This is a genomic window from Bacteroides sp. 519, assembly GCF_010500955.1.
GTDB lineage: Bacteria > Bacteroidota > Bacteroidia > Bacteroidales > Bacteroidaceae > Bacteroides.
Map to the genome: position 1 here is coordinate 108,134 of NZ_QVMJ01000005.1, position 12,804 is coordinate 120,937.

Sequence of the window (12,804 nt, forward strand, 5' to 3'; positions counted from 1 at the left end):
AATATTTTATTAGTAGCTAGTAGTAAGTAGCTAGTAGCTAGAATACGATGCCGCATGGATTCTTACTACTTACTACTGGCTACTAGCTACTTACTACTAGCTACTAGCTACTAATATTATCCCCTTTATTTTCCTAATTCAAAATTCTCTTTGTACTTTTGCCTTCATGATATTGAATCGTATATCCATCCTTAATTATAAGAATCTGGAAGAAGCTGATCTTGCTTTTTCCAGCAAGCTGAATTGCTTTTTCGGGCAGAACGGAATGGGGAAAACCAATCTGTTAGATGCTATTTATTTTCTGTCGTTCTGTAAGAGTGCAGGAAATCCTATTGACTCGCAAAATATAAAACACGAACAGGATTTCTTTGTAATTCAGGGTTTCTATGAAACAGATGGTTCGCCAGAGGAAATCTATTGCGGAATGAAGCGAAAACAGAAGAAACAATTCAAACGGAATAAAAAGGAATATTCTCGTTTGGCCGATCATATTGGTTTTCTTCCTTTAGTAATGGTTTCGCCTGCCGATTCCGATTTAATTGCGGGTGGGAGCGAGGAACGCCGGAAATTCATGGATGTGGTAATTTCGCAATATGACCGCGAATATCTGGATGCCTTAATGCGATACAATAAAGCTTTGCAGCAACGTAACATCTTATTGAAAAATGAGCAACCTGTTGATGAGGAACTCTTCTTAGTTTGGGAAGAAATGATGGCCCAAGCAGGAGCTGTTGTATATCAAAAACGAGAAGCATTCATCGAGGAGTTTATTCCTATCTTCCAAAATTTCTATTCAATTATATCACAAGGTAAAGAAGAAGTTGGTTTAATATATACATCGCATGCTCGTGAAGCTTCCTTGCTCGATGTTTTGAAAGAAAGCCGGATGCGCGATAAAATAATGGGGCATTCATTGCGTGGCATTCATAAAGATGACCTTACAATGTTGTTAGGCGAATTCCCTATTAAAAAAGAAGGATCGCAGGGGCAGAATAAAACTTATCTGGTAGCACTTAAACTTGCTCAATACGATTTTCTGAAACGTACAGGTGTTACTCCGTTATTATTATTAGACGATATTTTTGATAAACTGGATGCTTCGCGTGTGGAGGAAATAGTGAAGTTGGTAGCAGGCGATCGTTTTGGTCAGATATTTATCACCGATACCAATCGTGAGCATCTGGATAAAATACTGCAGAAGGTAAACAGCGACCATAAGGTATTTGAAGTTATTCGTGGCAATGTATGTGAAATGAAAAAAGATACTTATGAAAAGGAATGACGCAGAATCTATTGGAATGCTTATCCGTAAATACCTGAGGCAGGAATGTTTGGAAGGACCACTGAATGAGCAACGTCTTCTAAACTCCTGGGAAGAAGTACTTGGCTCTACTATTGCTGCCTATACAAAAGAGTTATATATACGTAATCAAACCTTGTTTGTGCACCTCACTTCGGCTTCTTTGCGTCAGGAGCTGATGATGGGCAGAGAACTTTTGGTGAAAAGTTTGAATAGAAAAGTCGGAGCCGAGGTAATCAGGGAGATTGTATTTAGATGAAGGAGTTTTGAGTTATGAGTTATGAGTAGTGAGTTTTGAGTAGTGCTGCATAGTAAAACTCAAAACTCACTACTCATAACTCAAAACTCCTTTTCTTCTTCTTTTTTTTCTTCATTCTTTTGTATTCTTAAACAATAAGGTTAATTTTGCGGCTTTAAGTCCAATATAACTAAAGGTATGTATAGAATTCTATTTTTCTTTTTGATGACATTTGCCTCCATAACTTTCTCTATGGCCCAGATGTCTGATTCTCAAGTAATCCAATATATTAAAGATGGGAAAAAGTCAGGCAAGTCGGAAAAGCAACTAGGCCTTGAATTGCAAGCCCGTGGCGTAACACGGGAACAAGGCGAACGAATTAAGAAAAATTACGAAGAAGGCAAGTTAAATGATGGTTCTACAATAGATCAATCAGTTGAAGGACAACAACGCGAGAGACTGCATGATTCCGCAGATGATTTAACTGAAGGCTCATTAGATTTAATAGCTACAGAGGTTGCAGATCCTGATAAAAAACATCGGTTTGGTAGTAATATATTCAGGAGCAGGGGGCTATCCTTTGAGCCCAACTATAATATGGCAACCCCTGAAAGCTATCAGTTAGGGCCTGGTGATGAAGTTGTAATAAATGTTTGGGGAGCCAATGAAACCACCATTCGTCAGGTTATATCTCCAGAGGGAGACATTCAGGTAAATAATATTGGACCCGTTTACCTCAGTGGTATGACTGTAAAAGAAGCTAACGCTTATGTTCAACGTGAACTAGGGAAAATATATTCAGGTATTAATGCTACAGATGCCGTATCTCAAATCCGCTTAACTTTAGGCAAAATACGTTCTATACAAGTAAATGTAATGGGAGAAGTTGCTGTTCCGGGAACATATACACTCTCATCATTTGCTACTGTTTTTCATGCTCTTTATCGCGCTGGTGGAACAAATGCTATCGGCTCTTTACGTAATGTAATGTTAATGCGGAATAATCGCCGGGTTGCCACTGTTGATATTTACGATTTAATATTGAGAGGTGATTTTTCTGGTGATATCCGTTTAATGGAAGGCGACTTTATTATTGTGCCACCTTACGAAACTCTGGTGACTATAACTGGTAAGGTGAAGCGTGAAATGGATTATGAAATGAAGGAAGGGGAAACACTTTCTACATTATTAAAATATGCCGGTGGATTTACAGGTGATGCATACTCGGATGCTATACGTGTAGTACGTAAAACAGGTCCCGAATTTCGTATATTTATAGTAGACCGACCTGATTTTTCGACCTTTAAAGTAGAAGATGGTGATGCAGTAAGTATAGGTAGTACCTTAGATCGTTATGAAAATCGTGTAGAAGTTCGCGGAGCTGTATTTCGTGATGGTATGTACGAACTAGACGGTTCTACAAATACTGTGAAACAATTGATAGCAAAAGCAAGTGGATTAAAAGGGGATGCTTTTCTTAACCGTGCACAATTATTCAGAGAATATGAAGATTTGACAGTGGAAATTATTCCTGTTGACTTGAAAGCTTTAATGGATAATGCCATTCCCGATATTCCTTTAATGCGCAATGATGTATTGGTTATTTCAAGCATTTATGAAATTCAGGATCGTGGGTCATTAACTATTTCAGGTGAGGTAGCCCGTCCGGGTGAATATCCTTTCGCCGAGCAAACCACATTAGAAGATTTAATATTGCAAGCAGGAGGATTACTTGAAGCAGCTTCTACTGTACAGATTGACGTTGCTCGTCGAATTAAAGATCCTAAGAGCAAGGAGCCTGCTACACTTTTATCAGAAACATATACTTTTGCACTTAAAGACGGATTAGTAGTTGATGGTACTCCTGGGTTTGTTTTGCAACCTTATGATGATGTTGTTGTTCGTAGAAGTCCGGGATATCAGATACAGCGGAGGGTTACTGTAAGTGGTGAAGTGCTTTTCGAAGGAGGATATGCCTTGAAGAAAAAGAATGAAAGACTTTCTGACTTAGTAAACCGTGCTGGTGGATTAACTCCGGACGCCTACCCTAAGGGAGCTCGTTTGTTACGTAAGCTGAGTGAAGAAGAACGTACCGTACGTGCTGCCACTCTACAATTGGCTATGCAAAATCTGGGAAGTGATTCAATTGCAGCTTCTACTTTGAAAGTAAGTGATACCTATGCAGTTGGTATAGACTTAGATAAAGCACTGGCTAATCCAGGATCGGATTACGACGTTGTAGTAGTAGAAGGCGACAAATTAGTAATACCAGAATTTATAAGTACTGTACGTATTAGTGGGGTAGTAATGTATCCTAATACAGTGTTCTTTAAGAAAGGTGAGAAGTTAAGTTATTATGTAAATCAAGCAGGGGGATATGGACATCGTGCTAAGAAGAGCAAAGCATATGCAGTATATATGAATGGCACGGTATCTAAAATCAAAAACTATGATTCTCATGCCATTCAGCCAGGATGCGAAATCATAATACCTTCAAAGAAAGAACGAAAAGGATTTGATATATCCACTCTTATGAGTATAACTTCTGCAACAGGATCATTGGCCACAATGGCTGCGGCAATTGTAGCTTTGACAAAAAAGTAGCAAGTAAAGGTCAGTAGTTGAAAAACCCTTATGGCCTTATGATAGTACGGGTTGCATGGTGATACTATGCAACCCGTTCTTGTTAGTGTGCCGTTCCAACAGCAAATTTCCCCATATATTCCACGCTTGCAGGTATAGTAATTGTTGTTAATCTGGGGTGCCAAATGCGTTATTGCCTGCCCTGATGACGGTTAGTGAATTAACTTCTAATAGCGGCAAATTTAACTTCTAAATCTGCATAAACTAACTTCTAAATGTGCATAACAAAAATGGGCTGTTTATAAACAACCGATTGGCTCTTTATAAAAACCCAATCAGCTCTTTATAGAAAGCTAATTGGCTGTTTATAGAAAGCCAAGTTTCAATGTGCAGAAAAAATAGTTATTTACTGTGGATGCAGGAGTTAATTTGTGGGGTTAGGGAAGTTAATTAGTATGAGCACCGACCAGCAAGAACGTAACCTGGGAACTTGGTTAGTTGAAAGTTGAAAGTTATCTTTTGTCTATTCTTATTCCAAGCATTTGTTTACTTTAAGAAATATGGATAGAATTATATGTGTCATTATTGCAATAATTACTACCTTTGCAGTCAATTTTGTATATAATGAAAGATACTAAGCAACAGTTTGAACATGTGGTAGCATTGTGTCGTGATTTATTCTCGAAGAAGCTGCACGACTATGGGCCAGCGTGGCGTATATTGCGTCCGGCATCAGTAACCGACCAGATTTTTATTAAAGCTAACCGTATACGAAGCATTGAAACCAAAGGAGTTACAAAGGTTGACGAGGGTGTACGTTCCGAATTTATTGCCATAGTAAATTATGGTATTGTAGGCCTGATTCAATTAGAACTAGGTTATGCCGAAGCTGCCGATATGAGCAACGAAGAAGCATTGGCGCTGTACGATAAATATGCTGCCGAAGCACTTGAATTAATGCTCGCCAAAAACCATGATTACGATGAAGCATGGCGAAGCATGCGCATAAGTTCGTATACCGATTTGATTTTGATGAAAATCTATCGCACCAAACAAATAGAGAGTTTAGCAGGAAATACATTAGTGTCCGAAGGCATAGATGCCAATTATATGGACATGATTAATTATTCGGTTTTTGGGTTAATAAAATTAGAGTTTGAAAACGAAACAACTAAATAAATTAAAAACAATCTGGGTAAATCTGTGCCGTTTTCTGTTGGCAGGAGTATTTATCTTTTCGGGGTTCGTTAAAGCTGTTGACCCACTTGGATTTACCTATAAAATAGAAGACTATCTGCAAGCATTCGGATTGCTGGCATGGGTTCCTTCTTTTGCTCCTGTAGTAGCTGCTGTGGCGTTATCTACTCTCGAATTTGTTTTAGGAGTGCTTCTATTCTTTGGTATACGTCAAAAACCTACAACTACGCTTATCCTGTTGTTTATGTTGGTTATGACTCCACTAACGCTTTACCTGGCAATTACCGATCCGGTTACGGATTGCGGTTGCTTTGGCGATGCCTGGATTTTGACCAACTGGGAAACTTTTGGAAAGAATGTACTTTTGTTGATTGCCGCCCTATCCGTTTTTATCTGGAAAGATTGCATAATACGCTTTGTTAGCGAAAAGTCGGAATGGCTAATATCTTTATACACAATTGTTTTCACCGTAATTTTATCTTTATATTGCCTCAACCGTTTACCCATTCTGGATTTCCGCCCTTATAAAATAGGAAACAACATCTGGGAAGAAATGAATATTCCCGAAGGTGCCGAAAAAAGTGTTATCGAAACCGTTTTTGTGCTTGAAAAGGATGGAAAAACAGAAGAGTTTACACTCGATAATTACCCCGACAGTACCTGGACCTTTAAAGAAACCAAAACCAAAATTCTGAAGAAAGGCTACGAACCGGCTATTAAGGATTTCTCAATGTTGAGTTTGGAAACCGGTGAAAATATAGAACTAGAAGTACTGACGGACGAAGGCTATAATTTTCTTCTGGTTGCACATCGCATTGAGCAAGCCGACGATAGCAACATAGACCTGATAAACGAAATATATGATTATAGCATTGAAAACGGTTATGGCTTTTATTGCCTCACCTCATCGCCTGATATTGAGATAGAACAATGGAAAGATAAAACCGGAGCCGAATATCCTTTCTGTTTGGTAGATGATATAACATTGAAAACAATTATTCGTTCCAACCCCGGATTAATGCTGATTAAAGGAGGAACCATATTAAATAAATGGGACGACAGCAGTTTACCCAACGAATATATGCTTACCGCCCCACTGGATAAAATATCTCTAGGCGAACAAAAGCAACAGAGCGATACCCACACTATTTTCATAGTGTTGCTTTGGTTTATAATCCCTTACTTCATTGTATTAACCATTGATATACTGTTGGTTAAACCAATGATAAGAAGAAGAAAAGCGAAATTGAAAGAGAAAGAAGCAGCAAACAAACTTCAATCGTAAATAGACTACAAACCCTTTAATAATTATAAAAATGAGAAAAAACATTGTTGCAGGAAACTGGAAAATGAACAAAACATTTCAGGAAGGTATTGAATTTGCAAAAGAACTGAAAGATGTTTTGGCAAACGAAAAACCAAATTGTGATGTAGTAATCTGTTCACCATTTATACATTTGGCTTCATTGGCTACCATTCTTGAAGTTACAGAAATTGGTGTTGGTGCAGAAAACTGTGCAGATAAAGTATCGGGAGCATATACTGGCGAAGTATCGGCAGCTATGGTTGCTTCAACAGGAGCTAAATATGTAATCCTTGGTCACTCTGAACGTCGTGCATATTATGGCGAAACAGCCGAAATCCTGAAAGAAAAAGTAAAATTGGCTTTGGCTAACGATCTTACTCCTATCTTCTGTATTGGTGAAGTGTTGGAAGAACGCGAAGCTGAAAAACAAAACGAAGTAGTTTACAATCAGTTGGCCGATTCTTTGTTTGAACTGTCTGACGAAGATTTCTCTAAAATTGTATTGGCTTACGAACCTGTTTGGGCTATTGGTACAGGTAAAACTGCTTCTTCGGCACAGGCTCAGGAAATGCATGCTTATATTCGTTCGGTTATCGCAAAGAAATTCGGTAACGAAATCGCAGATAATACGTCTATACTATATGGTGGTAGCTGTAATCCTTCGAATGCAAAAGAATTATTCAGCAATCCCGATGTTGATGGTGGTTTGATTGGTGGTGCTTCTTTGAAAGTAAACGATTTCAAAGGCGTTATCGAAGGATTTAATTAAGGAGTATTGAGTTTTGAGTTATGAGTATTGAGTTGTTGCAGTGTTGCATGATTCTTTATCTCAAAACTCAAAACTCATAATTCAAAACTCAAAAACATGAAGTATTTAAGTTTATTAATTATTCTCTTCTCCTTTAGTGTAGTAACATCTGCTCAGGACAACATTATAAGCCGTCTTGAGAAGAGTGAACCAGGACAAGGACGAGTGAAGATAAATCAGGATCCTGCCATTGCTAACCTGATAGGGAAGCAGTTGAAGTATGATACTACCGAAAAACAAGGTACCTTTAAAATGACTGGTTACCGTGTTCAGGTGTATGCAGGAAGCAACTCGCGCGAATCAAAAGCAGAAGCTCAAAGACTGGGAGCCAGGGTGAAAGAATATCGTCCTGACATAAAAGTGTACACCACTTTTGTATCTCCACGTTGGATATGCAGGGTAGGCGATTTCCGGAGTATTGAAGAAGCCAACGCAGCAATGCGTGATTTGAAAAAAACAGGAGTGTTCAAAGAAGTTTCTATTGTAAGGGAACAAGTTACCATTACATTATAAAAATTGAAATGATCAGGAGAGAGATTGTTTTTTCAGAGATGGAAGAATTGAAAGACCATTATAAGAGTATAATATCTTTATTAGGCGAAGATGTTGAGCGTGAAGGTTTGCTTAAAACACCCGAACGGGTAACCAAAGCAATGTTAACTTTAACCGAAGGCTATCGTATGGACCCCAATGAAGTTTTGCTATCAGCAAAATTTAAGGAAGAATACAGCCAGATGGTTATTGTTAAGGATATAGATTTCTTTTCTCTTTGCGAGCATCACATGTTGCCTTTTTATGGTAAAGCGCATGTTGCATACATTCCCAACGGATACATTACCGGCTTAAGCAAAATAGCACGTGTGGTAGATATCTTTTCGCACCGCTTACAGGTACAGGAACGAATGACACTGCAAATTAAGGAGTGTATTCAAAATGCCCTTAACCCACTTGGTGTAATGGTGGTGGTCGAAGCTAAACACATGTGTATGCAGATGCGTGGAGTAGAAAAGCAGAATGCCATTACAACAACTTCCGATTTTACCGGAGCATTTAATCAGGCAAAAACCCGTGAGGAGTTTATGAACCTGATTAGGCATAGTTAAATATGTCGTCAAGGTAGTATAACCCTATCTCCTTCTTGTTGAGCAATTACTCTTAGAACATTGTGCAAATTCATATACCGTTCCATAAGCTGTTTGCATTGGTCGCTATCATTCATAACCTGTGGGTCTTGTAGCTTGCGGGTAATATGTTTTAACTCTGTCCGAACAATTGCACCTTTAAAGTTAATCAATAACAAATCTGTTAATTCGTACAGCCGTTCTTCGTCGCTGATAATTCTTTGTGTTTTAGAGTGATATTTGCTTAACTGATATCTGTTCGAAATCAAATCGGCGGATATACGGCTAACTTCCGGATCGGTATGTCCCAGAAAGTAACGTTCCGAAACAAATCCTTCGTCGCGTACATGCTTCACAGCTTCATTCATAATAAGGCGGTGATATGGATTATGAAAAGATAATTCGTCTTGCTTCAATTCATTATCAACATATTCAATAACTGTTACAGCAGTTTGATTACCATCTTCATCTTCGTCGGCACAGACTACCATTTCGCCATGACGCACTATTAATTGAATAATCAGCCGTTCGTATTTGTAGAATTCTTCTCCTTCGTTTTCGCCAACAGGAATGTACGATTCGTAAGACGGATCAGGTAAAGGAGCGTTTTCTGTTTCCGGAGTATTGGGAGTGGGATTATCTTTTTCGTACTGTTGCCGAATAAGCTTAGCTACTTCGGCAACCAGCAGTTTCTCTTCTACCCGCAATAACTTACTGCACTCCTTTATATATACAGTACGCACAATCTCTGTTGGGATAACTGCAATACTCTTTACAATATCGGTAATCAGTTCGGCCTTTTTAATAGGATCTTTCTCGGCATCCTTCAGCAACAGATTGGTTTTGAAGCGGATAAAATCGACTTCATTAGCAGCTATATACTCTTTAAAGGATGTTGAATTGTGTTTTCGTGCAAACGAGTCGGGATCCTCGCCATCGGGTAACAACAGTACCTTGATGTTCATTCCTTCTTCCAACAACATATCGATACCACGTAGAGAGGCTTTGATACCTGCCACATCACCATCGTACAATACAGTAATATTGTTGGTAAACCGGTGTATCAGCCGGATTTGTCCGGGGGTTAATGCCGTACCCGACGAAGAAACTACATTCTCAATACCTGCCTGATGCATGGAAATAACATCGGTGTATCCTTCTACCAGGAAGCAACAGTCTTGCTTAACAATGGCTTGTTTGGCAAAGAATATACCATAAAGTTCATTGCTTTTATGGTATATCTCGGATTCGGGTGAGTTTACATACTTGGCAAGTTTCTTGTTGTCGGTATTCAGGATTCTACCTCCAAAAGCAACAACTTTTCCGGATAAAGTGTGAACCGGAAAGATAACCCTGCCACGAAAACGGTCGTACAGTTTACCTTCGTCTGTTTCAAAACAGAGTCCGGTCTTGACCAGGAATTCTTTCTGGTATCCTTTTCGGATAGCTTCGCCGGATAGTGCTTCCCGATTGTCGGTGCTGAATCCTAACTGAAACTTTTCAATGATATCGTCGCGGAAACCACGCTTGCGGAAATAGGCCATACCAATGCTCTTTCCGTCGACATGATTTTTAAGGATATCGCGAAAGTAGTTAAGCGCAAACTGATTAACAACAAACATACTTTCACGAACACTTTGAGCTTGCTTCTCCTCATTAGATAGTTCCCTCTCTTTTACCTCGATGTTGTATTTCCTGGCAAGGTATTTAAGTGCTTCGTAATAGGTAAGTTGCTCGTGCTCCATAATAAAGTGCACGGCATTTCCACCTTTACCGCAGCTAAAACATTTGCAAACTCCTTTTGACGGTGATACACTGAACGAAGGAGTTTTTTCGTTATGGAATGGGCATAAACCAGTATAGTTAACCCCTCTTTTGCGAAGGGTTACAAACTCGGATACCACATCTACAATCTGTGCGGCATCGAGAATCCTGTCTATTGTTGCTTTATCAATCATGGAAGTAAAAAGGAGTACAAAAGTACAATATATTTAGAACACTGTTCTAAAATTCATCAACTTTTAAATCTGCCCGGTATTTATCGAGTATACTTTGTAGTTCGGTGGTAATTTCCTCGTATCCCGGTGTACCATATAAATTGTTCAATTCGTGTGCATCGGTTGCCAGGTCGTATAGTTCGTTGCAGTCAATGTCTTTATCGCCACCCATTTCTCCTTTGCCATAAAAATGAATCAGTTTGTATCTTTCCGTTCTTACCCCATCGTGCCTACGCACTTTATGAATTGCCGGATAATCGTAATAATGATAATACAAGCTGGTACGCCAGTTTGCGGGTTCATCTCCCTCGAATAGCGGTTCGAGAGTGGTTCCACTCATTTCCTGTGGCTTCTCAATCCCCGCTAATGATAGGAATGTGGGTGCATAATCAATGTTTTGTACCAGGGCTTTTGTTTCGAAACCTGCTTTTATTTTTTTAGGATAACTCATGATAAGTGGTGTGCGGAATGATTCTTCATACATGAAACGCTTATCGAACCAGCCATGCTCGCCCATATAGAAACCTTGATCGGAAGTATATACAACAAGGGTATTATCCATCAACCCGTTCTCTTCCAGATAGTCTATTAAGCGGCCTACCTGATCGTCAATACTTTTAATACAACGCAGATAATCTTTTAAATAGCGTTGGAATTTCCATTTTAAGAGTTCCTCGCCGGTGAGCTGCTCGTTGATAAATGCTTCATTGCGGGGGTGATAGGCGTTTTCCCATTTTTCGCGTTGTTCCGGAGTCATTCTTTTCAATAAATACTCCATGCCGTCTGCACTCCACTCCTTATTATAGGGCGAAACATCTTTCAGTTCATTCACTTTCAGGTCGTATACCATTGTCATGGTTTTATCAATGGTCATATCTTGCGTGTGGGCGGGTGCACAGCGGGTGCTGTAATCATCGTGAAAAGTATTAGGATAAGGAAACTCTATATTTTCGTACAAATCAAGGTATTTTAAGTCGGGTTTCCAGTTTCGGTGTGGTGCTTTATGATGAACCAGCAAGCAGAAAGGTTTATTGGGATCTCTGTTTTCCAGAAACTCTATTGAGTGGTCGGTTATAAGATTGGTTGCATAGCCTTCTTCACGGATGTATTTACCATTAGATTCTTTGTTGCGGAATTCCGGATTATAGTAATTTCCCTGATCCCATAGAATGTGATAATAGTCGAATCCTTTCGGCTCGCATTGCATGTGCCACTTACCAACTACTCCTGTTTGATAGCCTTGTTGCTGCAACAACTCGGAAAAGAATGTTTTGGTAGAGTCAATTCCTTTTCCTAACTGCCGCTGCCCATTCTGGTGACTGTACAGCCCTGTCATTAAACTGGCACGGCTGGGAGTAGATAACGAATTTTCAACAAAGGCGTGCCTGAAAAGCATTCCGTTTTGGGCCAACCGGTCAATATTAGGTGTTGGAGCCAACTGTGACAAAGGATGCCCATAAGCACTGATTGTTTGAAAAGAATGGTCGTCCGTCATAATATACAGTATATTAGGACGTTCGTCTTTCTGATCACTGTTACAGGAAATGTTAGTCATTGCAACAGGTAACATAGCAAAACTAATAGCTTTTAGTTTGTTCATAAAGAGATTGAATTAAAAGGTTGTATCAAGTTAATAGTATGTCGAGGTTATCATTAAATAAAACAAAGTTAGAACTTTTTTATTTACCCCATATCACAACCTTATGTTTTATTAAATAAGTAAGTATTCAAAATTAATTCAGATAGCTCCCAAAACATTCTCCCACCCCAATCCGTTACTTTAAAAGTAACATACAAATAATTATAATATGGAAACATTGTACACAGCCACTGTAACCGCTGTTGGTGGAAGAGAAGGAAATGTGAAATCGGACGACGGAATCATCGACATGAAGATAGAAAAGCCCAAATCAATGGGTGGACGTGGCGGAGCAACCAACCCCGAGCAGCTTTTTGCAGCCGGATATTCTGCCTGTTTTGGTAGTGCATTAGAAATGGTGTTGCGTCAGGAGAGACTTCGCCCCGAACGTACAGCGGTAACAGCCGAAGTTAGCATTGGCCCCAACGATAAGGGAGGTTTTATGTTGGCAGTAAAGTTAGTGGTTGAAGTTGTTGGCATTGATCGTAAACTGGCGCAAGAAGCAATGGAGAAAGCGCATTATGTTTGCCCCTATTCAAATGCAACACGTGGAAATGTGGAGGTGCAACTGGAGCTGAAATAAATATATTGAACACAGAGGCACAGAGTTTTAAT

At 39.3% G+C, this 12,804-nt stretch carries 11 protein-coding genes; 9 read left to right on the forward strand and 2 right to left on the reverse strand.

Features of this window, described 5'->3' with window-relative positions; all coding sequences use genetic code 11:
• Positions 1 to 166: 166 nt before the first annotated feature.
• From D0T85_RS06815 to folE, 8 genes are all read left to right on the forward strand, one after another.
• On the forward strand, positions 167 to 1,282 hold the full coding sequence (locus D0T85_RS06815) for a DNA replication/repair protein RecF (protein WP_163211563.1): 1,116 nt from the start codon (positions 167 to 169) through the stop codon (positions 1,280 to 1,282).
• Positions 1,269 to 1,559, forward strand: coding sequence for a DUF721 domain-containing protein (locus tag D0T85_RS06820; protein WP_163211565.1), 291 nt, complete (start codon positions 1,269 to 1,271; stop codon positions 1,557 to 1,559). Before D0T85_RS06815 ends, D0T85_RS06820 begins: the two co-directional genes overlap by 14 nt.
• 177 nt (positions 1,560 to 1,736) lie before the next feature.
• Positions 1,737 to 4,142: an SLBB domain-containing protein gene (locus D0T85_RS06825; RefSeq protein ID WP_163211567.1), complete on the forward strand. Its 2,406-nt coding sequence runs from the start codon at positions 1,737 to 1,739 to the stop codon at positions 4,140 to 4,142.
• 603 nt (positions 4,143 to 4,745) lie between these two features.
• Positions 4,746 to 5,300 (forward strand): DUF1599 domain-containing protein, encoded by a 555-nt coding sequence (locus tag D0T85_RS06830; RefSeq protein WP_163211569.1) that lies wholly within the window; start codon positions 4,746 to 4,748, stop codon positions 5,298 to 5,300.
• Complete coding sequence (locus D0T85_RS06835; RefSeq protein WP_163211571.1) at positions 5,278 to 6,603, forward strand: BT_3928 family protein; 1,326 nt, start codon at positions 5,278 to 5,280, stop codon at positions 6,601 to 6,603. Before D0T85_RS06830 ends, D0T85_RS06835 begins: the two co-directional genes overlap by 23 nt.
• A 31-nt stretch (positions 6,604 to 6,634) precedes the next feature.
• The gene (tpiA, locus tag D0T85_RS06840) at positions 6,635 to 7,393 is read left to right on the forward strand and encodes a triose-phosphate isomerase (protein WP_163211574.1); all 759 of its coding nucleotides are present in this window, start codon (positions 6,635 to 6,637) and stop codon (positions 7,391 to 7,393) included.
• 96 nt (positions 7,394 to 7,489) lie between these two features.
• Entirely contained in the window at positions 7,490 to 7,945 is a 456-nt protein-coding gene (locus D0T85_RS06845; RefSeq protein WP_163211575.1) for an SPOR domain-containing protein, read from the forward strand.
• An 8-nt stretch (positions 7,946 to 7,953) separates the two neighbouring features.
• Positions 7,954 to 8,535: a GTP cyclohydrolase I FolE gene (folE, locus tag D0T85_RS06850; protein ID WP_163211577.1), complete on the forward strand. Its 582-nt coding sequence runs from the start codon at positions 7,954 to 7,956 to the stop codon at positions 8,533 to 8,535.
• An 8-nt stretch (positions 8,536 to 8,543) separates the two neighbouring features.
• Here folE and dnaG read toward each other — a convergent pair whose 3' ends face one another.
• Together dnaG and D0T85_RS06860 are read right to left on the reverse strand one after the other, a co-directional pair.
• Positions 8,544 to 10,511, reverse strand: coding sequence for a DNA primase (gene dnaG, locus D0T85_RS06855; protein WP_163211579.1), 1,968 nt, complete (start codon positions 10,509 to 10,511; stop codon positions 8,544 to 8,546).
• Between the two features lie 46 nt (positions 10,512 to 10,557).
• Positions 10,558 to 12,120, reverse strand: a complete 1,563-nt coding sequence (locus tag D0T85_RS06860; protein ID WP_370459937.1) for a sulfatase — start codon at positions 12,118 to 12,120, stop codon at positions 10,558 to 10,560.
• Positions 12,121 to 12,358: 238 nt separating this feature from the next.
• Between D0T85_RS06860 and D0T85_RS06865 the strand changes: the two genes are divergently transcribed.
• The gene (locus tag D0T85_RS06865) at positions 12,359 to 12,772 is read left to right on the forward strand and encodes an organic hydroperoxide resistance protein (protein ID WP_163211583.1); all 414 of its coding nucleotides are present in this window, start codon (positions 12,359 to 12,361) and stop codon (positions 12,770 to 12,772) included.
• Positions 12,773 to 12,804 lie beyond the last annotated feature (32 nt).